This window comes from Paractinoplanes atraurantiacus (assembly GCF_900215205.1).
In the GTDB taxonomy this organism is placed as follows: domain Bacteria; phylum Actinomycetota; class Actinomycetes; order Mycobacteriales; family Micromonosporaceae; genus Actinoplanes; species Actinoplanes atraurantiacus.
In genome coordinates, this window is sequence record NZ_OBDY01000013.1 from 215118 (window position 1) to 238051 (window position 22934).

General features: G+C 71.0%; 25 protein-coding genes. 18 read left to right on the plus strand and 7 right to left on the minus strand.

What is annotated here, in order from left to right:
- Positions 1 to 900 precede the first annotated feature (900 nt).
- Together CRP55_RS27700 and CRP55_RS27705 are read left to right on the plus strand one after the other, a co-directional pair.
- Positions 901 to 1872: a beta-ketoacyl-ACP synthase 3 gene (locus CRP55_RS27700; protein ID WP_097323061.1), complete on the plus strand. Its 972-nt coding sequence runs from the start codon at positions 901 to 903 to the stop codon at positions 1870 to 1872.
- 514 nt (positions 1873 to 2386) lie between these two features.
- Entirely contained in the window at positions 2387 to 3700 is a 1314-nt protein-coding gene (locus tag CRP55_RS27705; RefSeq protein WP_143234910.1) for an SMI1/KNR4 family protein, read from the plus strand.
- Between the two features lie 19 nt (positions 3701 to 3719).
- On the opposite strand, the gene CRP55_RS27710 is transcribed toward CRP55_RS27705, so the two are convergent.
- From CRP55_RS27710 to CRP55_RS27720, 3 genes are all read right to left on the minus strand, one after another.
- On the minus strand, positions 3720 to 3983 hold the full coding sequence (locus CRP55_RS27710; protein WP_097323063.1) for a GlsB/YeaQ/YmgE family stress response membrane protein: 264 nt from the start codon (positions 3981 to 3983) through the stop codon (positions 3720 to 3722).
- Positions 3984 to 4073: 90 nt separating this feature from the next.
- Positions 4074 to 5441 carry a hypothetical protein gene (locus CRP55_RS27715; protein WP_097323064.1) on the minus strand — a complete coding sequence of 456 codons (1368 nt, stop codon included), beginning with the start codon at positions 5439 to 5441 and terminating at the stop codon, positions 4074 to 4076.
- A 59-nt stretch (positions 5442 to 5500) separates the two neighbouring features.
- Entirely contained in the window at positions 5501 to 5716 is a 216-nt protein-coding gene (locus tag CRP55_RS27720; protein WP_097323065.1) for a CDGSH iron-sulfur domain-containing protein, read from the minus strand.
- 75 nt (positions 5717 to 5791) lie between these two features.
- Between CRP55_RS27720 and CRP55_RS27725 the strand changes: the two genes are divergently transcribed.
- Entirely contained in the window at positions 5792 to 6766 is a 975-nt protein-coding gene (locus tag CRP55_RS27725) for an iron-containing redox enzyme family protein (protein WP_097323066.1), read from the plus strand.
- 44 nt (positions 6767 to 6810) lie between these two features.
- Positions 6811 to 7623, plus strand: a complete 813-nt coding sequence (locus CRP55_RS27730) for an MBL fold metallo-hydrolase (protein ID WP_097323067.1) — start codon at positions 6811 to 6813, stop codon at positions 7621 to 7623.
- Here the strand turns inward: CRP55_RS27730 and CRP55_RS27735 are convergent, their stop codons facing one another.
- Positions 7624 to 8256 (minus strand): maleylpyruvate isomerase N-terminal domain-containing protein, encoded by a 633-nt coding sequence (locus CRP55_RS27735; protein WP_097323068.1) that lies wholly within the window; start codon positions 8254 to 8256, stop codon positions 7624 to 7626. It lies immediately after the preceding gene.
- Positions 8257 to 8333: 77 nt separating this feature from the next.
- On the opposite strand from CRP55_RS27735, the gene CRP55_RS27740 reads away from it, so the two are divergent.
- A complete protein-coding gene (locus CRP55_RS27740; RefSeq protein WP_097323069.1) occupies positions 8334 to 9278 on the plus strand; it encodes a DUF2332 domain-containing protein in 945 nt (314 codons plus the stop codon).
- 22 nt (positions 9279 to 9300) lie between these two features.
- On the plus strand, positions 9301 to 9615 hold the full coding sequence (locus CRP55_RS27745) for a carbonic anhydrase (RefSeq protein ID WP_097323070.1): 315 nt from the start codon (positions 9301 to 9303) through the stop codon (positions 9613 to 9615).
- On the opposite strand, the gene CRP55_RS27750 is transcribed toward CRP55_RS27745, so the two are convergent.
- The gene (locus CRP55_RS27750) at positions 9612 to 9941 is read right to left on the minus strand and encodes a nucleoside triphosphate pyrophosphohydrolase family protein (RefSeq protein ID WP_097323071.1); all 330 of its coding nucleotides are present in this window, start codon (positions 9939 to 9941) and stop codon (positions 9612 to 9614) included. The two genes, CRP55_RS27745 and CRP55_RS27750, sit on opposite strands and share 4 nt — an antisense overlap.
- 25 nt (positions 9942 to 9966) lie before the next feature.
- On the opposite strand from CRP55_RS27750, the gene CRP55_RS27755 reads away from it, so the two are divergent.
- From CRP55_RS27755 to CRP55_RS27780, 6 genes are all read left to right on the plus strand, one after another.
- Positions 9967 to 10563, plus strand: coding sequence for a class I SAM-dependent methyltransferase (locus CRP55_RS27755; RefSeq protein WP_097323072.1), 597 nt, complete (start codon positions 9967 to 9969; stop codon positions 10561 to 10563).
- A complete protein-coding gene (locus tag CRP55_RS27760; protein WP_097323073.1) occupies positions 10560 to 11081 on the plus strand; it encodes a hypothetical protein in 522 nt (173 codons plus the stop codon). Before CRP55_RS27755 ends, CRP55_RS27760 begins: the two co-directional genes overlap by 4 nt.
- A gap of 5 nt (positions 11082 to 11086) precedes the next feature.
- Positions 11087 to 11650, plus strand: coding sequence for an ATP/GTP-binding protein (locus CRP55_RS27765; protein WP_097323074.1), 564 nt, complete (start codon positions 11087 to 11089; stop codon positions 11648 to 11650).
- Positions 11651 to 11915: 265 nt separating this feature from the next.
- Complete coding sequence (locus CRP55_RS27770; protein ID WP_218854710.1) at positions 11916 to 12671, plus strand: aminoglycoside phosphotransferase family protein; 756 nt, start codon at positions 11916 to 11918, stop codon at positions 12669 to 12671.
- An 83-nt stretch (positions 12672 to 12754) separates the two neighbouring features.
- Complete coding sequence (locus CRP55_RS27775) at positions 12755 to 13705, plus strand: DUF5995 family protein (protein ID WP_097323105.1); 951 nt, start codon at positions 12755 to 12757, stop codon at positions 13703 to 13705.
- A 6-nt stretch (positions 13706 to 13711) separates the two neighbouring features.
- Positions 13712 to 16810 (plus strand): PAS domain S-box protein, encoded by a 3099-nt coding sequence (locus CRP55_RS27780; RefSeq protein WP_097323075.1) that lies wholly within the window; start codon positions 13712 to 13714, stop codon positions 16808 to 16810.
- On the opposite strand, the gene CRP55_RS27785 is transcribed toward CRP55_RS27780, so the two are convergent.
- Entirely contained in the window at positions 16807 to 17271 is a 465-nt protein-coding gene (locus tag CRP55_RS27785) for a GvpU-like protein (RefSeq protein WP_245923405.1), read from the minus strand. The genes CRP55_RS27780 and CRP55_RS27785 overlap by 4 nt on opposite strands.
- A 108-nt stretch (positions 17272 to 17379) precedes the next feature.
- On the opposite strand from CRP55_RS27785, the gene CRP55_RS27790 reads away from it, so the two are divergent.
- Positions 17380 to 17994: a hypothetical protein gene (locus CRP55_RS27790; protein WP_097323076.1), complete on the plus strand. Its 615-nt coding sequence runs from the start codon at positions 17380 to 17382 to the stop codon at positions 17992 to 17994.
- 88 nt (positions 17995 to 18082) lie between these two features.
- Positions 18083 to 18808 carry a DUF8817 family protein gene (locus CRP55_RS27795; RefSeq protein WP_097323077.1) on the plus strand — a complete coding sequence of 242 codons (726 nt, stop codon included), beginning with the start codon at positions 18083 to 18085 and terminating at the stop codon, positions 18806 to 18808.
- Here CRP55_RS27795 and CRP55_RS27800 read toward each other — a convergent pair.
- Positions 18798 to 19853: a M20/M25/M40 family metallo-hydrolase gene (locus tag CRP55_RS27800; protein WP_097323078.1), complete on the minus strand. Its 1056-nt coding sequence runs from the start codon at positions 19851 to 19853 to the stop codon at positions 18798 to 18800. The two genes, CRP55_RS27795 and CRP55_RS27800, sit on opposite strands and share 11 nt — an antisense overlap.
- 93 nt (positions 19854 to 19946) lie before the next feature.
- On the opposite strand from CRP55_RS27800, the gene CRP55_RS27805 reads away from it, so the two are divergent.
- The 4 genes from CRP55_RS27805 to CRP55_RS27820 are packed head-to-tail and all read left to right on the plus strand — an operon-like array spanning position 19947 to position 22844.
- Complete coding sequence (locus tag CRP55_RS27805; protein WP_245923406.1) at positions 19947 to 20618, plus strand: GNAT family N-acetyltransferase; 672 nt, start codon at positions 19947 to 19949, stop codon at positions 20616 to 20618.
- Positions 20615 to 21226 (plus strand): MurR/RpiR family transcriptional regulator, encoded by a 612-nt coding sequence (locus tag CRP55_RS27810; RefSeq protein ID WP_097323080.1) that lies wholly within the window; start codon positions 20615 to 20617, stop codon positions 21224 to 21226. Before CRP55_RS27805 ends, CRP55_RS27810 begins: the two co-directional genes overlap by 4 nt.
- Positions 21223 to 22308 carry an o-succinylbenzoate synthase gene (gene menC / locus CRP55_RS27815; RefSeq protein ID WP_097323081.1) on the plus strand — a complete coding sequence of 362 codons (1086 nt, stop codon included), beginning with the start codon at positions 21223 to 21225 and terminating at the stop codon, positions 22306 to 22308. Before CRP55_RS27810 ends, menC begins: the two co-directional genes overlap by 4 nt.
- 44 nt (positions 22309 to 22352) lie before the next feature.
- Positions 22353 to 22844, plus strand: coding sequence for a phospholipase (locus CRP55_RS27820; RefSeq protein ID WP_097323082.1), 492 nt, complete (start codon positions 22353 to 22355; stop codon positions 22842 to 22844).
- Positions 22845 to 22934: the final 90 nt, after the last annotated feature.

Genomic DNA, 22934 nt, shown 5'->3' on the forward strand with positions numbered 1-22934 from the left:
CGCCATCCCGGCCTGGGCCGCCATCCCGGCCTGGGCCGCCATCCCGGCCTGAGCCGCCATCCCAGCCTGGGCCGCCATCCCGGCCTGAGCCGCCATCCCAGCCTGAGCCGCCATCCCAGCCTGAGCCGCCATCCCAGCCTGGGCCGCCAGGTCGGCACGCACCTCCGCCACCACAGTCGGCACCACCGGCCCAGCCTGGTCTGCCGTCCCGGCCTGAGCTGCCATCCCAGCCTGACTTGTCGGCTCGCCCTGGGCTGCCATCTCCCCGCGGACCGCCGTCTCATGCTGGACTGCCGCCTCCGCCGGCGTGGCCATCTCGACTCGCGCTACCGCTTCGGCCTCGACGGGCTTCTCCTCACCGCCAACAGGCGAGTGACCAGCACCTGCCGCCGGGTCAACCGGCCCGCTCGGACCCGGGCGCCGCACCCACTCGATGTCGTCGTCCCTGAGCAGCGGCGGTATCCGCTCGAACGAATCGTGCAAGCCCAACTCCCCGCACACCCGCGAACAACCATGCATTCGACACAACTTCAGCGCATGACGCCGTTTCAGTCCCCACCGTCGCCGCTCCGCATGACCACGCCGGAACTCCACCATCTCCGGCGAATGACTCGGCACTCCCGACCAATCGCGCCAAACAGCAATGTCAGACCTAGAAAAGAACCCCAGCTGCGCCATGAACCATTATCCCGTACCCGGAAGATCGGGAACAATTAAACGATCATGCCAATCGAAAAGAGCATGATCCGCCGATACGAGGCGGGTGGGGCAATACGGTGCCCGAGCAGTGAGATGTGCATTTTCGTGCCGCTACGTAGCGTTATGAAACCTGGGGCCGCGCTCGCTGGAGCGCTTAGTTACCGGCGAGGAACTAAGGAATCAGAGTGCACCCAGTCGGGCATGCTTGTATTGCATGTCATGGCCAACCCTTTGCAGTGCCGCGCCGGTCACCCCGGGTCGCGCATCCTGAGCGTCGCCGCGTACCGCCCACGGACCGAGGTGGGCAACGAGGCGATCGCCGCGCTGATCGACTCGAGTGACGAGTGGATCCGCCGCCGCTGCGGCATCGAGTCGCGCCGGCGCGCCGCACCCGACGAGGACCTGGTCACGATGGCCACGGCGGCCGCCTCCAAGGCGCTGGCCGACGCGGGTGTCGAGCCGCGCGACGTGTCGGCCGTCCTGGTGGCGACGATGTCCCACCGCGGCCGCGCGACCACCGTGGCGCCCCTGGTGGCTGACGCTCTGGGGGCGACCTCCGCCGCCGCCATGGATCTGGGAGCGGCGTGCGCCGGATTCCCGTACGCACTGGCGACCGCCGACGCCCTCGTCCGCAGCGGCGCGGCCGGCCACGTGGTCCTGGTCGGCGCCGAGCGGATGACCGACATCATCGACGAGCGCGACCGCGGCACGGCGTTCCTCTTCGGCGACGGCGCGGGCGCCGTGGTCGTCGGCCCGGCGCCGACGTGCGGCATCGGCCCGGTGGTGTGGGGCGCCGACGGTTCCAAGAGCGAGGTTCTGCGGTACGACGAGTCGGGCATCCTGCGCATGGCCGGCCCCGAGGTCTTCCGCTGGGCGACCTCCGTCATTCCCGATCTGGCCCGGCGCGCGCTGGACGCCGCGGGCATCGCCGCGGCCGACCTCGCCGCCTTCATTCCCCACCAGGCCAACCTGCGCATCACCTCGGCCGCCGCCAAGGCCCTGGAACTCGGCCCGCACGTCAAGGTGGCCACCGACATCATCACCAACGGCAACACCGGCGCGGCCTCCATCCCCCAAGCGATGGCCGCCCTGCCCGACACGACGGGTCCCGCGCTGCTGGTGGGCTTCGGCGCCGGCCTCTCGTACGCGGCTCAGGTCATCACATTGCCTTGATATGCCCGAAATATCGGGCGGTCCGCCGGAGGGGTCGAGGGGGAAGGCCAGGGGCGGGAAGGCCAGGGGCGGAAAGCCGAGGTGGCCAAAAGGCCGAGGCCGCGGAACGTCGAGGCGGCAGAAGGCCGAGGCGTGAGAGGCCAAGGGGCAAAGCCAAGGTGCGGAAGCCCGACAGCGCGGAAGGCCGAAGCGGCGGAAGGTAAGAGGCCGAAGCCGCGGAAGGCCGAGGCCGCGGAAGGCCGAGGCGGCAGAGGGCCTAGGCCGCGGAAGGCAAGGGGTGAAAAGCGAAAGCGGAAGCTAAGGAGGAAGGCCCCGGGCGGCGAAAGGCCCCGGCTGGCGGAAAGGCCGGGTGGCGGCAGGCCGGGTGGCGGCAGGCCGGGTGGCGGAAAACTCGGGTGCCGGGAGGCCCTGCTGGCAAGAAGCCCGGGTGGCGGGAAGGCCCGGGGTGGCGGAAGGCCGCGCTGTGGGAGGCGGAGGGGCAACGCCGGGTGGGGTGGCTGGCTAGGGTATTGATGTGGATCGAGGTTGGGCGGGGGCTCGGATCTGGATTGTCGTGGGCGCCTCGGCCGATGTGGAGTGGCGGGCTGCTGTGGGGGCTCTGGCCTCGGCCGCTGAAGTGCCGGTGGGGCTGGTCAGCGTTGGGGCGGTCGTCGATGACGACGATCCGGCTCGGGGGCATCTGGCCGGTGTGCTTGAACTGCCTGAAGTGTCGCGGCTGGGTCTCGAGCAGGCGCGCGATCTGGTGGTGGCCCTGCGGCAGGCGCACGGGCTGGTGCTTGTCGTAGCGCCCGAAGGGCTTCTCGTTCCGCTCGGGGCCGACGGCTGGACCCTGGCCGACCTCGCCGAGGCTGTGCGGGCGCCGGCGGTCGTCGTCAGCGGGGGTGGCCCGGACGCGGTCAACCGCACGACCCTCATGCTCGGTGCGCTGGCCGGGCACGGCATCGCGGCCGCGGTCGTGACCGTGGGCGACGTCGACGAGCAGATGCTGCCCGTGCGGCCGGCCGGGCGACTCGGCGATGAGCAGTGGCTCGACGACATGCTGGTAGCTCGGGCCGCCGTGACGCCGGCGGTGCTGTACACCAAGCCGGCCGTGAGCGGACAGCGGATCGTGTTGGCCCTCGTGGCCGTCTTCGCGTTCATGGTCCTTCTGGTGTGCGGAATCGCCTGGTTCGGAAGGAGCACGGCCGAACTGTCGATAACCCGCGACGCGGCCCCGGTGCCTGTCCCCCGCCGTACACCTCAATCGATCTGCCCGGAAAACGCCGGCCCGGTCACCGTGACACGCCCGGATGCCGCCACCACCGCTCGGGTGGACAAGGCCTGGCAGCGCATCGAGGCTTGGCTGGCCGCGCACGCTCCGGTCAGCGCCGGAACCCTCGGCCGCCCGGCGCCCCACGATCGGATCGACGCCCTCCAGCGGCGGATGTCCGTGGCGTTCCCGGCCGACCTGGTCGCCTCGCTGCGGCGGCACGACGGACTGTCCGCGGCGTTCGGTTTCGACCTGCCGCCGTTCTACATGCCGGCCGCGCTCAACGGCATCCTGGCGGAGTGGCAGGCGAACTGCCGCACCAGCGGCGCGTGGGACAAGGGGCTCGTGCCGTTCGCGCGGACGCTCGACGGCGGTTGCCTGCTCGTCGATCAGCGCCCGGGCGGCCACGGCCGGGTCGGCGAATACTTCCCGGAGGACGGCGTGAGCTTCGAACGCTGGCCGGCCTCGGTCACCGAATTTCTGGAACAAACGGCCAAGGCCTTGGAGACCGGCCGGCCGTACGGGGGTCATTTCCGCCCCCGCGTCGCCGACGGCACCCTCGACTGGGAGATCGTCTGAATTCGCAGGGAAGTCCCAGCTACCGGTAGCTTCGCGAGCCCGACACGAGGCTGACACCGGCCGCGGCGAGGATCACCTGGATCCCCAGCTCGATCCAGTCGACGCCCGGCGTCTGCGCCACACCCATGGCGGCGGCGATGAACGTGCCGAGAACGGCCGCCACGACACCGATCAATATAGTGAGCCAGATCGGGATGCTCTGCCGCCCCGGCACCACGAGACGCCCGAGGGCGCCGATGATGAGACCGACGATGATGGCGCTGATCAACCCCGAGAAATGCACGGCGCTTCCTCCACTATGAGCCCGCCCGGTCGGGCGTGACCCCAATGTGCCGCGCCGCCCTGAGAGAAACTTGTGCGCCGCCGATGCTTTTCAGCTGACCAGCAGGCCGAGGGGGGTGCCCGCCTTCTGGAGCCGCGACACCGCGTACGGCAAAGAGATCGGGGGTGAAGCCGGACGCGCCTCACCGGCCGAGGCCAGCACCCGGCTGGCGTGGCCGGGTGCCAGCGGCAGCATGGGGTAGCGGCTGGCCGCCAGCTGGTCGATGCGGCCCCGTTCGCGGCCGAACGACGTCAGCGAACGCCAGTGGGCCAGCGTGGCCACCTGGTCGCTGTCGTGGCCGGGGGCCTCGGGCAGCACCGTGACCTCGTCGAAGGCGGGGCTGCCGGCCAGCCACCACTCGGCCGCCTCGACCGCCGGGCGGGCGGCCGACTCGCACCAGTACGGCACCAGGCCGTTCGCCCGGGTCTGCCAGGGGTCGAGCAGCCGGCCACAGGCCACCGCGCAGCGCTCCCGCGTGGACGTCTCGCGGAGCAGGTCGGCCACGCAGGCGCTCAGGGTCTCCGGCTGGGCGTAGAGCACCCGGTGCGAGGGGCGCCCCGTTTCGACAGCGATCCGGTTGAGGTCCATGCCGAAGGCCGGCTCGCCGGAGCGCTCGGCGTAGCGGGGCGGCGCCTGCGACGGCATCGGCCAGCGGTCCACGCCCAGGTCGTCCAGGACGACCCGGAAGGCCGGGTTGCCGATCGTGTAGTCGTCCGGCTGCCAGCCGCCGACCGGGCTTCCGAGCTGGAAGCTGTGCCGGGAGGTCAGCGACCGGGCCGGCCAGGTGCGCAGGTCGCGCAGCAGCAGCGAGGCGCCGTCGTCGGCGATCCGCTCGCGCAGGAACGTCTCGTACGCCTCCGGCATGCTGTGCCAGCGCAGGTAGAGCCGGACCGTCGAACCGCACGGCGGTCCCCCGCGCAGCGGGTCGTGCACCTGCCGCACGCTGACGCCGGGGTTGCGCTCGAGGATCCGCTCCGCCAGCGACGCGCCCCATTCGAGCGCGCCCGGCCAGTCCCCGGCGTCGCCGCCGGGCCAGGTCAGGGCGGTGGTGAAGCTGGTCGGCAGCCAGGCCGCGCCCAGCGCCACGGCCAGGTGGGCCGCCGCGCCGTGCGGCGACCCGAGCAGCACGGCCGGATAGGTGGCGTCCCGATAGTGGCCGGTCACCCATTCGGCGACGGCCTCGGCGTCGATCGCCGCCGCCGCGTAGTGGGGCACCGCCTCGGCGTGGGCCTCGCGGGCCAGCTCGTCGCGACGCCGTTCCGGCGGGAGCTGCCCGAGCCGCCCCAGCAACGGGATCCGGCCGGCCGTCTCACCGTGGTCGCGGGCCACCGCGGTCAGCAGCGACCGGCCCAGACTGTCCCCGCACACGACCCGATCAACCGGCAGGCCGGACAGCGCCCCAAACGGGATCACCCGCATCAGCTCCCTCATTCGCCGCAGCGGCCTACCCTTTTTCCGCGTTGGCAAACCAGGGAATCTCAGCGAGGTGCGGGTGTCTCCCGATCGGTACCGGCCCGAAAGCGGACGGCCTTGTGCGTACCGTCGCAGAACGGTTTGACCGCCGAGCGCCCGCAGCGGCACAGGGCGATGGTCCCGCGGCCGGGGTCGATCGGCTCGCCGTCGGGGGTCTCCAGCTCGAAGTCGCCCCGCACGATCAGCGGGCCGTCCTGGTACGGCACGATCTTTGTCGACATGGCCCGGCGGATGCCCGCTGAGCTGCGACTCAAACAGATCGTTTACGGCACCGGCCACGGGGAAGCCTTGCGGCCATGAAGCTCCCCACGGCCCGCGGCTCCGTCTCGGCCGCACTGATCGACGCGCTGGGCGGGCGGGGTGGTTCCCTGCCCGCGACGCCGGTCTTCGACGACGACGAGGACCTGCACCTGAGCCTGTTCATCTGCTACGAGCTGGCCTACCGGGGCTGGGACGGCGTCGACGACCTGTGGGAGTGGGACCCGGACGTGCTGCGCGTGCGGGCGGCGGCCGAGCGTGTCTTCGAGGCGACGCTGACCGAGCTGGCCGGCCCGCCCCCGCGGGTCGACCCGGCCACGGTTCCGGCCGAGCTGGCGAAGATCGTCGAGGAGGACGACGGGCCGTCGCTCTCCGGTTACCTGCGCGGCCGGGCCACGCTGGAGCAGTTCCGCGAGTTCGTCGCCCACCGCTCGATCTATCAGCTGCGCGAGGCCGATCCGCACACCTTCGCCATCCCCCGGCTGGGCGGCAAGGCCAAGGCCGCGTTGATCGAGATCCAGGCCGATGAGTACGGCGGTGGGGAGCTCCCGAAGATGCATCAGGAGCTGTTCAAGCAGACCATGGGCTGGCTCGGGCTGGACACGACCTACGGAACCTATGTCGACTCGGCCGGTGCGGCCACCCTGGCCGTGAACAACGTGATGTCGCTGTTCGGGCTGCGCCGCCGGTGGCGCGGCGCGATGCTGGGCCATCTGGCGGCGTACGAGATGACCTCGACCCTTCCCAACCGGGCGTACGGCAACGGGTTGCGCCGCCTCGGCGGGGACGCGGCGTCGACCGCGTACTACGACGAGCACGTGGAGGCGGACGCGGTGCACGAGCAGATCGCCGCGCACGACCTGTGCGGCTCGTTCGCCGCGGCCGAGCCGGAGCTCGCGGGCGATGTCCTGTTCGGAGCGCGCTGCGCGCTGAAGCTCGATGAGCTGTGGGCGCGCGGCGTACTCTCGGCTTGGGAGTCCGGGCAGTCATCTCTTCGTCACTGTGTGGTGTAGAGCGGGAGTGGTGTAGAACGGGGACAAATGGGAAGGCCCCTCGCATGCAGTCCAGCGTCACTTTTGTCGGAAATGCCACCACGATCCTGCGGTTGGGCAGCTTCACCCTGCTCACCGACCCCGCGTTCGGCGCGGCCGGGAGCCGCGTCTACCTGGGCAACGGCGCGTGGACGAAGAGACTGCGCGACCCGGCCATGGACGCGGTCGACATGCGCGAGGTCGACGCCATGCTCCTGTCGCACCTGCACGGCGACCACTTCGACCTGGCCGCGCGCCGGGTCATCGAGCCCACCCTGCCGATCCTGACCACGCCGCAGGCCGAGCGCCGCCTGCGCCGCCGCCGCTACCTGGCGGTGTGCGGCCTGCCGACCTGGGAGTGCCGCGAGTACACCCGCGACCGTCAGCGCCTGCGCGTCACCGCGGTGCCCGGCCGGCACGGGCCCGGCTTCGCCGACCGTCTGCTGCCGGACGTGATGGGCTCGGTGATCGAGCTCGAGGTCGACGGCCGGTGCGCGCTGCGCCTCTACATCACCGGCGACACGCTCTTCGACGCGGCGCTGGCCGCGATCCCCCGCCGCATGGGCGAGATCGACGCCATGCTGATTCATCTGGGCGGCACGAAGATGCTCGGCATGCTGCTGACCATGGACGGCCATCAGGGCGTCGAGCTGACCCACCTGATCCGCCCCACGATGACCCTGCCGATCCACTACGACGACTACAAAGTGATGAAGTCCCCCTTGACGGACTTCCTGACCAGAGCAAAAAACCAGGGCCTTTCCGGTGTACGCCCGATCGAGCGCGGAGCGACCATGACCCTCCCGCTGCGCCGCGGGGTCGCCGGCGAAGTGGCGTGATCAGAGCGCCGCGATGGTCCGCGGGGCCCGCTCGGCCCGGCTGAGCGCGCGAAGGACCGCCGGGGCGCCGTGCCGCTCGACGGCGAGCCGGCAGAGGACGCCGATCGTGGTGTCGAGGGCGGCTGGGGGCATCGCGGGTGGTTCGGCCCCCACACTGGCGGCCAGGTCGTCGACGTGCACCGTGAGCTCGAGCAGTCGCGTGGTGAGGTAGTCGGCCAGCGTGAGGGACCAGGGGCCGAACGGCAGCTGGACGGCGCGATCGGGTTCCTCGGCCGGGAGCCGGTGGCGCAACTGGGCGAGGGCCGCGCCGGCGGCGTCGGTCACGGCGGCGTGGCCGGCGGTGGCGGCGTCCTCGGAGATGCGGCGGATGTAGGTGTTGACCTCGCTGTCGAGGTCGCCGTCGGTCCAGGTGGAGCGGGCGAAATGCTCGGACAGGGAGACCCGGTCACCGGTGACCGGGGCGTCGAGCACGGGCGGCACCTGGACGAGCTGGCTGGCCAGGTGGGCGGCGAGAGGGCCGGTGCGCAGCCGAGCCAGGGCGCTCGGGTCATCCCAGCGCTCGGCCACGGCCGGAAGGCCGAGGAAGGCGCAGGCGCTTGCGGCCGTTTCGAGATACACATCTATGACCGTCACTTCTTCAGTGTGGAGGCGGTCGCGATCGCATACCAGCGGGGCAGTGCCCGGGGCGATTGTCTGCGATCATGCGGGCCATGACGGCCGCCGATTGGTATGACGATTTCGCCGAGCGCCAGGCGCGTGGGGTTTCGCTGACATATGAGCGGTTGGCGCGGTCGGTAGCTCGCGACAACGGCCTGCTCGCGCTGCTGGACACCGTGCCGCTGCCGAAACGCCAGCCGAACCTGCTGTTCGGGGTCGTGCGGCTGCTCGGCGGGCCGGTCCACTCGCCTACGGCGTTCGCGGCTTTCGTCCGGTCCCATTGGCCGTCGGTTCAGCGCGAGCTGCTGACCCGGGCGACCCAGACGAACGAGGTCAACCGCTGCGCGCTGCTGCTGCCGATCCTGGCCGCCCTGCCGCAGCCCCTGGCCTTGCTCGAGGTGGGCTGCTCGGCCGGCCTCAACCTTTACCCGGACCGTTACTCGTACGCCTACGGGCCGCACCGGGTCGGCACCTCCGGGCCACTGCTGACGTGTGAGGCCTCCGGCGTGCCCCTGCCCACGTCGCTGCCGACGGTGGTGTGGCGGGCCGGCATCGACCTGAACCCGCTCGACGTCACGAAGCCGGCCGACCTGGCCTGGCTCGACGCCCTGATCTGGCCCGAGCACGACCACCGCCGCACCCGCCTGCGGGAGGCGGCCGCCATCGCCGCCGCCGACCCGCCCGACCTGGTCCGGGGCGACCTGGTCGACCACCTGCCCGGCCTGGCCTGGTCGGCGCCGCGGGACGCCACCCTGGTCGTCTTCCACACGTCGGTGCTGTACCAGGTGCCCGACGAGACCCGCCGCCGGTTCACCTCCCTGGCCGGCTCGCTGCCCGGCCACTGGATCGCCGTCGAGGACCCCGAGGTGCTGGTCTACCCCGACCTGCCGCCGTTCCCCGGCAAACACAAGAACGTCCTCGCCCTGGACGGCAAGCCCTTGGCCTGGACCGCCGGCCACGGCGAGGGAATGACCTGGTTCGGCGCTCCTACTTTGTAGGTGGGAGATGCATGTTGACGGCATGAGCGTCACCGACTCCCTCCTCGAGAACGCCGCCGCCTACGCCGCCACCTTCGACAAGGGCGGCCTGCCCCTGCCGCCCGCCAAGCACGTCGCCGTCGTCGCCTGCATGGACGCGCGTCTCAACCCGTACGGCCTGCTCGGCCTGTCCGAGGGCGACGCGCACGTCATCCGCAACGCGGGCGGCGACCTCGACGACGACGTACGCCAGTCGATCCGCCGCATCGTGGCCGACCCGTTCATCCCGGTGAAAGAATCGGTCCGCGGCTTCGTCTACGACGTGACGACCGGCGAGCTGCGCGAGGTCAAGGCCTAACGGTTGTCGCCGCTGCCGCCGAGGACGCCTCGATTCTGGCGGTCGGCCAGCTTGGCGATGTTGCCGGCGGCGACGTCCTCGAGCGCCAGATCGAAGTGGTCCGCGATGACGGCGACGTACCAGAGCACGTCGCCGAGCTCCTTGGCCAGATCGTCGCGGTCCCACCGGCTGAAGTCGCTCCTCCGGTCCCGCACGATCTTCTTCGCCTTCTCGGCGATCTCGCCCGTCTCCCCCACGAGCCCGAGCAGCAGGTGGAAGACCTCGTTGTGCTTGTCCCGCGGGGCGGCGGTGCGCAAGGCCGCCTTCTGATAGTCGTTCAAGTTCATGGGTGCTTCTTACTAGAGTCGCGTCGTGACTTCACAACAGGTGCGTGACGCGTACGGGTCGGTGTCCACCCTCTACATCGACCTGTTCGGCACGCGGGAGCAGACCCACCCCGACGACCTGGACCTGCTCCGCCGGCATCTTTCCCTTCCCGGCCGGGTGCTCGACCTGGGATGCGGGCCCGGCCACCTGACCGACTACCTGCGCTCGCTCGGCGTCGACGCGGCCGGCATCGACATGGTCCCGTCCTTCGTCGCCCACGCCCGGGCGGCCTTCCCGGACGGCGACTACCGGTTGGGATCGTTTCTCGAACTCGACGCCTCCTCCCTCGCCGGCATCCTGGCCTGGTACTCGCTGATCCACATCCCGCCGCCGGAGCTCGACGACGTGCTGGCCGGTTTCCGGCGGGCCATGGCGCCGGGCGGCGTCCTGGTGACCGGCTTCTTCGACGGCGGCGACCGGCTGGAACCGTTCGACCACAAGGTCGCGACCGCCTACCGCTGGCCGGTCGACGAGTTCTCGGCCCGCCTGCGCCGGGCCGGCTTCACCGAGATCGAGAGGCAGCAGCGCCCCGCGGACGGCACGCAACGGCCGTTGGCCGCGATCGTTAGCCTCGCGTCGTGAAGCGCGCACTCATCCTGCTCATCGTCGTCGCGGCCGCGGTGGCTCTGGCCGGTAAGGCCGAGGCTCCCGCGCCGCAGGCGAGCGACCTGATGGTCGACGAGTCGGTGCCCGAACAGACGCTGGTGATGGACGCCCTGCGCATCGACTTCGACCGCCGTCACGGTTCGCCTCAGCATTTCGCCCTGGTCCCCCGGACCCGCCCACCGGGCCTGCTGAGCATGAGCATCGGCTCGAACGGCCCGAACTCCGTCGTCGACTCGTACCATTTCGGCGAGCAGAAGCTGGGCGCCCTGGTCGAATTGGCCACCCGGCCCACCGACACGTGCGCCACCGTGGAGATGTGCGTCCGCAACGACGATGAGCACGTGACCGTGTACTTCAGCGGCAACGTGGCCACCACGCCCCGGGCGGGCGACCCGGAGACCGACGCGGCGCGGGCGTTCTGGTCCAAGGCCGAGATGGTCCCGGTCGCCGAGGCGGCCTGGTTCACCGAGCTGCTCGCACGGGGCCGGGAGTAGAACGGATGCGGGTCGCGATCTCCGGGACGCACGGAACCGGAAAGACAACGCTCGCCGAGGCGCTGTGCGCACGTCTGCCCGGCCATGTCCTGGCCGAGGAGCCGTACTACCTTCTGGAGGAGCAGGGCTACGAGTGCGACTTCCCGCCGTCGCCGGAGGACTACCGGGCGATGCTGGCCTGCTCGGTACGGAGCCTGCTGGCGCCGCCGTCACCGCCCGGAACCGTCTTCGACCGGTCACCGCTCGACTATCTCGCCTACCTGGCCGCCATCGGCGCCGACCCGTCCGAGCAGACCGAGGCCGCGGAGCTGCGCCGCGCCTTCGCCACCCTCGACCTGCTGGTCATCACGGTGATCACCCCGGAGACGGAACGCCTCCTGCCCGCCACGGAGCTGCCCGGCCTCCGCACGCGCATGAACGACGCACTCCTGGAGCTGGTCTACGACGACCCGCTCGAAGCCTGGGAGAACACCCCGGTGCTGGAGTTGAGCGGCCTCCTCGACAACCGGCTGGACGCAGTCCTCGGCCGTGTCCGGCCGATCACCGAAGCCGGATCGAGGCCGAGATGAGCGGTTGAGGACGGCACGCCAGGCCGGAGCGGTTGCGAGGGCTCGTCGGACCGTTCGGGGATGGCGTGGCGGATGCTTCGCCGGCGCAGGCCGGTGCGTGTCGGGTCATGGGCGTGGGCCTTGTCCGCGATCGGCCATGCCCGGAGGCTCCCCAACTCCGCCGGAAGAAGCGGAATCTGGCGCCTATTGGAAACGGGCACCCCCAAGGCGGTTCTCGGGCCGAGTCGGTCGGCCGCGGCGCGGGTCTGGCTGGCAGGGTAGGGGCGTGACTGATCGGGAGATGTTGCAGGACAAGCCGCATCGGCAGGTTGTCCGGGTCGGTGACACCGTGCGGCGGCCGCTGCAACCCTGGTCGCCGGCCGTGCATGAGCTGCTGCGGCATTTGGAAGAGGCCGGGTTCCCTTATGCGCCCCGGGTGCTCGGGATCGACGGCGAAGGCCGGGAAGTGCTCACCTACGTCGACGGTGAGTCCGGGCCCGACGGGTGGGCGAAGGTGGTCGACGAGGCCGGGCTGGTGGCCATGGGACGGCTGCTGCGGGACTATCACGAAGCGGTGAAAGGCTTTCGGCCCTCGGCCAGCTGGGCGGGGCGTACCGAGCCGATGACCGAGGACGAGGTCGTCTGTCATGGGGACTTCGGGCCGTGGAACCTGGTGTGGCACGGGAATCAGCCCGTGGGGATCATCGACTGGGACTATGCCTGGCCGGCGAGACCGGTTCACGACGTGGCGTACGCGCTGGAATATGTGGCTCCGTTCCGCGACGACGAGACCTGCGTGCGCTGGCTGCGTTATCCGGCGCCGCCGGACCGGGGACGCCGGATGGCTCTGTTCGCCGCGGCGTACGGGATGGCCGTCGACGTGGACGAGGTCATCGCGCAGCAGGAGCTGGTCTGGCGGCGCGCCACGCTGCTGGCCCGGCAGGGGCGGCAGCCGCAGGCCGGGTGGCAGGCCAGCGGCTTTCTCGACGAGACGGCCGAGCGGATTCGGTGGAGCCGCGCGAACCGGGCTCTCTTCGCGTGACTTTCCGGGGGCGTGGCGGATCTCGCGGACAAGTTACTGACAAGTCGGTGGCGAGACGGCGTTTCGCTGTGGAGGCTGTCGCCATGACTACGACGTTCGATCGTGCTGCCGCGCGGGGCAGCGCGGAGCTTCTGCGCGAGAAGCGGCTCGAGCTGTCCGCCCTGACGATCCCCTCCGGGCGGGGCTGGGCGCCGCTCGGCTCGCAGGTTACCGAGTGCCTGGTGAAACAGCCGACGACCATCGGCGAGGTCATCGCCATGCTGGTCACGATGCAGCGGATCCTCGACGAGCTGCCGCCGAGCCCGGCCAACAACCGGGTGTCCGCCTTCAACGAGCTCTACCTGAAGATCACCCGGCGGGTGGACTCGGCGCTGGTCGACGGGGTGAACTCGCCCGAGTTCCTGGAGCGGCTCGACGTCGAGTTCGCGCGGCGCTACTTCGCGGCCATCGACCTGTGGAACAACGACAACGAGGACACCCCCGACGTGTGGGAGGTGCTCTTCAAGCGGGCCGGCGACGTGGAGATGACCCGCCTGACCGCGGCCATGCTCGGCGTCAACGCGCACATCAACCACGACCTGGCGCTCGCCCTGATCGCCACCTGGGTCGACCTGGGCGCGCCCACCGACGACATCATCCACCCCGACTACCTGCTGGTGAACGAGATCTTCTACCAGGAGATCCCGCCGCTGCGCCGGGGCTTCTCCGACCGCTGGCAGCTGGAGCTGGACGAGTTCGTCGGCCCGCTCGACGACTGGAGCCAGCGCATGCTGGTGACCATGACGCGGGCGCGGGCCTGGGACCAGGCGCGCCGCCTGTGGCTGCTGCGCCACGATTCCGACGACTTCGAGCAGGCCCGCCGCACCATGGACCGGGCGGCCTCGCTGCTGGCCGAGTGGGCGATCGCCGGCGACCGGATCCTGTCCGAGGCCGGCGACGTGATCGACGGCGGCCGCGACCTGCTGCGCCGACTGTTCCGGCGGGACGACGATCGCGGTCCGGCGGCTCACATCGGCCCGGGCGCCGCCGATTAGGAGTACATGCTTCGTGCGGCGGCGCCTCCCTCGTTCGGCGCCCTGTTCGAGTCGTCGCCGATCGGCATGGCCGTGGTCGGCCTGGACGGCGAGTGGGCGCGGGTCAACCCGGCCATCGCCGGCATGCTCGGCTACACCCCGGACGAGTTGCTCGCCCGCACCCGCACCTCGGTCATCCATCCCGAGGACTTCGACAACGACGCGGCCCAGGCGGCCGACCTGCTGGCCGGGCGGATCGACAGCTACCGTACGCACAAGCGCTACCGGCGCCGTGACGGCGGCCTGACGCACTGCCTGCTGACCGTCACGATGCTGCGCGACGACGACGGCGCGCCGGCGCACTTCCTGGCCCAGCTGGTCGACGTCACCGCCACCCTCGCCGCCCAGCAGGCCCACGAGCGCAGCGAGGAGCAGTTCCGCACGGCGTTCGACGGCAGCCCGATCGGGCTGCTCATCGCCGACGAGCACGGCCGGTTCCGGCGGGCCAACCCGGCCGCGGCCGAGCTGACCGGCCGCCCGGTCGACGAGCTGATCGGTCTGACCCATCGCGAGATCACCGACCCGGCCGACATCGAGGCGAGCGCCCGCGCCCGCCTCGCCCTGCTGCGCGGCGCCGCCGACGTGCAGTACGACAACCGGCTGCGGCACGCCGACGGCCGGATCAGCTGGACCCGGGTCAGCCTGTCGCTGATCCCCGGCCCGGACGGTCGCCGCTGGCGGCTGGTGCAGTTGCAGGACATCACCGCCGAGCGGGACGCCGCGCTCGCGGCCGAACGTGAGGTGCAGCGGCTGCGGGCCACCTTGGCCGTACAGCGCGATGTCACCGCCGCGGCCGCCGACCGGGACGCGGCGCTGCGCGTGGTGGCGGCCCGGGCGGTCGGGCTCTTCGAGGACGCCGACGGCGCCACCGTCGAGCTGGTTCAGGGCGACGATTTGGTGTACGCCGCGACGGCCGGCACCCTCGCCGCCGCGAAGGACGCGCGGGTTCCGGTCGCCGGTTCGCTCAGCGGTCAGGTGCTGACCACCGGCGCTCCCGCCTACTGCTCCGACACCGCCACCGATCAGCGGGTCGACCGGGCCGCCTGCGAGCGGCACGGCATCGGCTCGATGATGATCGCCCCGTTGCACGCCGAGAACCGGGTGATCGGCTGCCTGAAGGTCTCCTCGGCGCGGACCGGCGCGTTCGACGCCCCCGAGGTGCAGCAGCTGGCCCTGCTCGCCGACAGCCTCGGCTCGGCCCTTCAGCACGCCGACGACGCCGCCCGCAACGCCGCCCTGCTGGTCGAGCGCACCCACGCCCTGGCCCTGCTGGAGGCGAGCGAGACCCGTTTCCGGATGACGTTCGACAACTCGCCGCTCGGGCTCGGCCTGATCAGCCTGTCCGACGGCGTGCCGGGCCGCTACCTGCAGGCGAATCCCGCCCTGTCGGCGATCACCGGCTACGAGCCGGAAGAACTGCTGCGGATGACGTACGCCGAGATCGTGCACCCGGACGACCGCGACGCCACACCGGGCCGGTCGGTCGTGCGCTACCTGCACAAGGACGGCCACGAGGTGTGGGTGTCGTCGCGCACGGCCGAGGTGCGCGACGAGACCGGCCGGCCGCTCTACCTGGTCAGCCAGGCCGAGGACGTGACCGCGCAGCGGGCGGCCGAGGCGCAGCTGCGCCGGCAGGCCCGGCTGCTGGAGCTGATCCCGGCCGCGGTGATCGTGCGCGACCGCGACGGCACGATCCGCTGGTGGAACGCGGGCGCCGAGCAGCTCTACGGCTGGCCGCTGTCCGCGGTGGCCGGCAAGAGCATCCACCGCCTGCTGTCCACCGTCTTCCCGGAGGAGTGCTCCGAGCAGGACGCGCTCGACGGGCTGGTTCGCAGCGGGCACTGGGACGGCCAGCTCGAGCACCTCACCGCGGCCGGCCGGGTAGTCACCGTGCTCAGCCGCCAGGTGCTGCACCTGCCGGCCGACCAGGTTCTGGAGATCAACACCGATGTGACGGCGGCCCGCGCCGCCGAGCAGGCGCTGGCTGAGAGCGAGCAGCGGTTCCGGGCCCAGTTCACCCACTCGGCGGCCGGGCAGGCCGTCTACGGGCTGGACGGGTCGCTGGTGTCGGTCAACCCGGCCTACGCGGCCATGCTCGGGCACACCGTCGAGCACCTCGTGGGCCGGCACGACCGCGATTTCGTGCACCCGGACGATCTGCTGGAGAGCCGCCGGCACCGGGCCGACCTGTTCACCGGCGAACGCGACGCCTACACCCAGGAGGGCCGCCTGCGGCACGCCGACGGGCATTGGGTCGACGTGTCGGCCACGTTCTCGGTCGTCCGCGAGTCCGGCGGCCGTCCCAAACACCTGATCGGCGTGATCACCGACGTGTCGGCGCGCCGGGCGGCCGAGGCCGACCGGGACCGGGCCGCGGCCGCGCTGGCCGAGCGCAACACCGAGCTCGAGGCGGCCGACCGGCTCAAGCTCGACATCATCGGCATGCTCGGGCACGAGATCGGCAACCCGCTGTCGTCGATCCGCGGCTACGCGGAGGTGCTGGCCGACGGCACGAGTCCCGCCATGCGCGACCGGGCCGTGGAGGCGATCGCCCGGCAGGCCGGCCGGCTGGACGACATCGTGCGCGAGGTCCTGGCGATGGTCTCGATCGACGCGGGTTCGCTCACCGCCGTACGGCAAGAAATCGGTATGCGTGACCAGATCTCCCAAGCCCTCGTGGCGATGGACCTGGAGGGTCTGCCGGTTCTCGGCGACGATCAGTCGGCGCTGTGCAATCCGGGGCATCTGCAGCAGATCCTGGCCAACCTGCTGTCGAACGCGGCCAAGTACGGCGGCGGCGCCACGTCGATCACCGTGGGCCGCGACGGTTCCCGGGTGAGTGTCGGTGTGGCCGACAACGGGCCGGGTGTGCCGGCCGAGTTCCGGCACCGGCTGTTCGAGCGGCTGGCCCGGGCCGAGCGCGACGCGACCAGCGTGCGCGGCACCGGCCTGGGGCTCTACATCGTGCGCGGGCTGGCCCGGGCGAACGAGGGCGACATCCGTTACACGCCGAACCCGGACGGCGGCTCGCTCTTCGTGCTCGACCTGGAGGCCGCTCAGGCCTAAATGCTGGCGCCGGGTGTCCAGCCGGTGATGTCGGCCAGCCGGCCACGCCAGAGACGGCCCTTGGTCGGCTGCGTGCCCGGGTAGTGGATCTTCGCGTTGCGCAGGTGGATGTAGCGCGTCGGTGCCATCAGGGCCGCGTACTGCCGCTGGGTGACCTCGTCGCCGATGTCCCGTGACTTGATCGCCGCGTGGGCCAGGTCGGACTGTTCCTTGACGTGCTCGGCGGTGCCGACGTAGAAGGCGTCCTCGTGGTCGTTGAGCTCGCTGACCTCGGCGAACCACTGCCACTGCGGGATGAGCTCGCCGCTGATGAGCAGGCCACCGACGCTGAGCCCGAGCGGCACACCCGGGTCGACGGCGTCGCTGAGGCGGTCCATCTGCGAGACGTAGGTGGCGAGCACCCCGTCCGGTTCGGCCCAGTCGAAATGGGCCGCGCCTCCGATGAGCATCGGCTCGAACACCACGCACCCCTTACGTCGGTTTTCCCCCGAAAGCCGACTCTAGGTGACCGGGGGTGCCCTCATGAGGCTTTCGACGGACTGGCCCATCGTCGCTACGCTGAGCCGACCATGGATCTCGTCGTTCCCGCCGCGCTCGTCGCCGACGTGCGCATGCCCGCCGTCGCCGTCACCGACGGCTCGCCCGACCCGGAGTGGGTCGACGTCCCGTTGAGCAGGTGGCGCTACCGGCGCCGCCCGGCCCAGCGGCTGCCGGTGGACGCGCGGACCGCCCGGAACGTCCGCCGCTACGTGCGCCTGGCACCGTTGTCGCTGCCGCTGCTGGTGCTGTCGATCGTTCTGCTGCTCGTGGGCATCTTCCAGGGCTCGGTGCTGGCCTTCGTGGGCGCGGCGATCGGCCCGCTGTGGAACCTGGCCCAGGGTCCCGGCATGCCGGAGCAGCAGCCGTACCGCGCGCCGAACGGTGACCTGCGCCTGCCCGCCGTCTCGCTCGAGGTGGCCCAGGAGTGGATCAGGCTCAACCCCGGGGTGACGGTCACCGACCAGCCCGCGCCACGCCCCCACTCGCAGCGCTTCTACGCCACGTGGGCGATCGGCCTCGTGGCGGCGGGCCTGATCTCGGCCCTGGCCCTGCCCACCGACGGCGTCCTGATCCTGCTGGCCCCGGCCCTGTTCATCGCCGGCGTGTGGACGGCCACGAAGACCGCACCCCGACTCAGCTCCTGACCGGTCGCATCGTCCGATCAGCGGGGACCGGGCGATGATCGGCTATTTCCATGGGCGATGGACCGGCCGCGGCGCCTAGGAAGGAGCCATGGCCAACGAGGTAACCGTTCCCCTGCTGCCCTGCGCGTCGATCGACGACATCCTCGCCTTCTACGGGGCTCTCGGCTTCAGCACCACGTACCGGCAACGCAAGCCCTACCCCTGCGCGGGAGTGCAACGGGAAGACCTGAACCTGCAGTTCTTCGAGATCTCCGGATTCGACCCGGAGCAGTCGTACGGCTCCTGCATCGTGCTCACCCCGGACATCGCGGAGTTGCACCGGGCCTTCGCCGCCGGCATGCGAGCCGCCTACGGCAAGGTGCTGGTGTCCGGGACGCCGCGGATGACCCGGCCCCGGGCCCGCAGGAACGCCGACGGGCTGGGCGGTTTCAGCGTCATCGACCCGGGCGGCAACTGGATCCGCGTCTTCCAGAAGCCCGCCCCGGCGCCCGGGCCCGTGCCCGCTCCCGCCGGGCGACTGGCCAAAGCGCTGGCGAACGCCGTCGTGCTGGCCGACTCCAAAGGTGATGCCGGCCAGGCGGCCCGCATCCTCGACAGCGCGCTGGCTCGCCCGCGGGACGACGATGACCCCGTCACGCACGTGGAGGTCCTGGTGTACCGGGCCGAACTGGCGATGACGCTCGACGACCGGGAAACCGCGAGGCGAATGCTGGCCAGGGTCGAGCGCATCGCGCTGAACCCGGATGAGACCACAAGGGCGGCACCGACCTTCGAGATCGCGGCCGACCTCGCCACCGCGCTGCTCATAGGCTGAACAGGGCCTCCAGCAAGGCGATCCGCTCGGTGATGCCCGCGGCCGAGACCCACTCGTGGCGGGCGTGGGCGCCGCCTCCCCGCGGGGCCAGGCCGTCGACAGTGGGCACGCCCATCGCGCCGGTGGTGTTGGTGTCGGCGGCACCGTCGGCGGGGCTGCCGCCGAGCTTCTGGCCGATGCTGTCGGCGACTGCCACGACCCGGGCCAGCAGGTCGTCGGTGCCGGGACGCCACGTGGCGCGGTGAGCCAGCAGGGTGGTCGCGATCTCGGCCCGGGGGCGGACGGGGCTCAGCTTCGCCAGGCCGCCCAGCACCGCCTCCTCGTCGGCCGGATCGAGGAAGCGCAGGCCCAGGTCGGCGTGGGCGTGGCCGGCGACCACGTTCGTGCGGCCGCCGCCCTCGATCGTGCCCGTGTTGAGCAGGACCTGGCGGCCGTCGACGAGGGCACGCACGCGCAGGAGCTGGTCGATCAGCTCGTCGATGGCGTTGACGCCGGCGTCGGGGTCGAGCGCCGCGTGTGACTCGATGCCGGTGACCGTGACGCGGGCGCGGGTGCTGCCGCGGCGGCCGGTCTTGAGGTCACCGTTGGGGTGTGGCGGCTCCAGGCCGAACACGGCGTGGGCCTCGGCGGCCGCGGATCGCACCAGGCCCGTGGCGGTCGGTGAGCCGATCTCCTCGTCGGCGACCACCAGCACCCGGATCTCACGGGTGGTTTCGCCAGAAGAAGAGGCGGCGGCGAGCAGCGCCGCGAGGCCGGACTTGGTGTCGTACACACCCGGGCCTTTGATCGTGTCGCCCTCGACGGACCATGGCATGTCGCGCAGCGTGCCCACGGGCCAGACGGTGTCGTAATGGCTCAGGAACAGCAGCGGGCGCCCGGGGCCGCCGGGCCGCGACCAGAGCAGATGCCCGTCCTCGCGATCGGTGCGGAAGCCGGCCTGCGCGGCGTCCGCCGAGAGCACCTCGGCCAGCTCGTCCAGGGCCTTGCGGTCGCCGGTCGGCGACTCGATCAGCGTGTACCTGCGCAGTGCCTCGATCGGGTGCATATACGAACGCTAAGTTTCACCCCGGACGTTGTCAAACACGGCAAGCGGCGGCATAGTGCCGGTTATACGAAACGTATCTGAGGGAGGTGGCTGGTGATCGTGGTCCGTGACCTCGCCGGGCTCGGCGAGTGGACGGCGGCCTCGGCGCTGTACCGGTCGGTGTTCGGCTACGAGCATCCGGAGTTCGGCATCAGCCCGCGGCTGCTGGCGGCGCTGCGGGAGAACGCCGGCACCGTGATCGGCGCGTTCGACGAGGCGGGTGAGCTCGTCGGCTTCTGTTACGGGTTCTGCGCCGTCGAGGACGGCGAGCTCTACCACTACTCGCAGGCGGCCGCCGTCGCGCCGGGTCTCCAAGGCGCCGGCGTGGGCCGCAAGCTCAAGCAGGCCCAGGCCGAGGCGGCGCGGGGAACCGGCGCGCGGACGATGCGGTGGACCTTCGATCCGTACGCCCTGCGCAACGCTCATTTCAACTTCGCCATCCTGGGTGCGACAGCGATCCGGTTCCTGCCCGACTACTACGACGATGGGGACTCGGACCGGCTTCTCGTGTCGTGGGATCTCTACAAGCCGTACGCCATTAAATCGGAGTTTTCCGTAATAACCGCGCCGGCCACTGATCGCTATGCCGCCCCCGGCGCCGAGGACCGCGGACTGCTTCGCGCGAAGATCAAGTCCGAATTCGCCAGCGGCAAAAGGCTCGTCGGCGTGGAAAGGCAACACACCGCGGACCAGGTGGGCTACATGTTCGTCCGGGATGCGCAGTGACCACACCCGCCGAACGCTTCGACCGCAACGTCCAGCGCCGCTCCGCCCAGGTCCTCAAACAACGGGTCCTCGAACAGCAGCGCGCCGAGTTCGGCAAGGCCCTCGCCTGGGCCGCCGAGCACGACGCGATCGAGCGGGCCGCCGCCCGCATAGTCTCCGCCCGGCGGCGGTTCGTCTTAGGAAACGGCAAGTCGCAGGCGTACGCCAACCTGCTCGCGGCCGACCTCAGCGCGGGCCTCTCCGCCGTGCAGCTGGTCATGCGGCCCCTCGACGTGCTCGGCGACATCCGGCAGGGCGACCTGCTCGTCGCCGTCTCCATGGAGCGCTACCGCCGTGACACTGTGGACATCGCCGAGGCGTACACCAGGCACGGGGGTGAGTTGATTCTCGTGACCGACGCGCCGGACGCGCCGCTCACGGGCGCCGCCGGCATCACCATCGTCGTCGAGCGGGACAGCGCCTCGTACGCCAACTCCCCCACCTCGATCGTCCTGGCCCTGCACCTGCTGGCCACCCTGACCATCGCCAGCTCCAAGGGCGCGGGCCGTCGCCTGCACGAACGCGACGCCCTCGCCGCCGAGCTCAACCTCTACGTGGACGAGACATGACCGACATCCGGACCGTTCAGCTGCGCCGCGTGCGCCTGCCGCTGGTGCACGAGTTCCAGACCAGTTCGCACGCCAAGCGTTTCCTCGAGCACATCCTGGTCACGCTGACCGCCGACGACGGCTCGACCGGCTGGGGTGAGATCGCCTCGCCGAGCGGCCCGTTCTATTCGGCCGAGACCGTCGAGTCCTGCTGGGCCGTGGCTCGTGATCACCTGGCACCCCTCGTCCTCAAGGGCTCCGCATTCAAGATCCGCGGCAATCAGTTCGCGCGCGCCGGCTTCGACATGGCCGTCTGGGATCTGCAATCGCGAGCCGCCGGCCAGTCGCTCGCCGCCGCCCTGGGCGGGACGCGAACATCAGTGGAGGCCGGCGTCTCGCTCGGCATCGAGCCCACCATCGACGCGCTGCTGGAGCAGGTCGCCCAGCGGGTCGGCGAGGGATACCGCCGGGTCAAACTGAAGATCGCCCCCGGCTGGGACGTCGAGCCCGTCCGGGCCGTCCGGGCCGCGTTCCCGACCGTCGCGCTGCACGTCGACGCCAACGGCGTCTACACCCCCGGCGACCTCGACATCATGAAGGAGCTCGACGGCTTCGGGCTATTGATGATCGAGCAGCCGTACGCGCCACGCGCGCTCGCCGCGCTCGCCGACCTGCAGCAGCGGCTGTCCACGCCCGTCTGCCTGGACGAATCGATCGAGGAGCTCGACGACCTGGACACCGCGCTGCGCCTCGGATCCGGCCGGGTGCTGAACATCAAGGTCTCCCGGATGGGTGGGCTGACCGCGGCCGTACGGGCCCACGACCTGGCCCAGGAGCACGGGATCCCGGTCTGGTGCGGCGGCATGCACGAGTTCGGCATCGGCCGCGCCGCGAACGTGGCCCTGAGCGCGCTGCCCGGCTTCACCCTGCCGTCGGACGTGTCCGGCTCCGACAAGTACTACGCCCGCGACGTCACCACCGAGCCCATCGTCAGCGTCGACGGCCTGGTCGAGGTGCCCACCGGCCCCGGCCTCGGCTACGAGCCGGACCTGGAGTTCATCTCCGCCCACACCAACGATTCCCTTGAGCTACATCGAAGTTAATCGAAATAATGGAGTCTCTGGGCACCCCCACCTAGGAGGCTCCGATGACCCGTCGCATCCTCGTCGCCCTACTGCTCGCCCTCGGCTTCGCGCTCGCGCCCACCGCCCCCGCGCACGCCGCCGACTCCAAAGCCACCGTCCTGTCGAACTGGAGCCAGCCCACCGCGGCCAGCTTCAACGCCTGGAACGCGGCCCGCGCCAACCGCGCCCCCTGGGCGTCGTACGGTTTCGACTGGTCCACCGACTACTGCTCGTCGAGTCCCGACAACCCGCTCGGGTTCGCCTTCGAGATCCCCTGCTGGCACCACGACTTCGGCTACCGCAACTACAAGGCGATCGGCACGTTCTCGGCCAACAAGTCCCGCATCGACGACACCTTCTACGCCGACCTGAAACGCGTGTGCGCCACGTACAGTTCGGCCGTCCGCCCCGCGTGCACCAGCCTCGCGTGGACGTACTACCAGGCGGTGAAGGTTTTCGGTTCGCTCACCGCCGTACAGCACAAGGACCTGGACCGGGCCGCCGCGCTTCTCTAGAGCGCATCTGACGGATCATGGTCGGCTCTGGTCGGGTTTCGCCCGGAGCCAGATCATGATCGAGGCGATGGTTACCGTTGCCTCGTAACG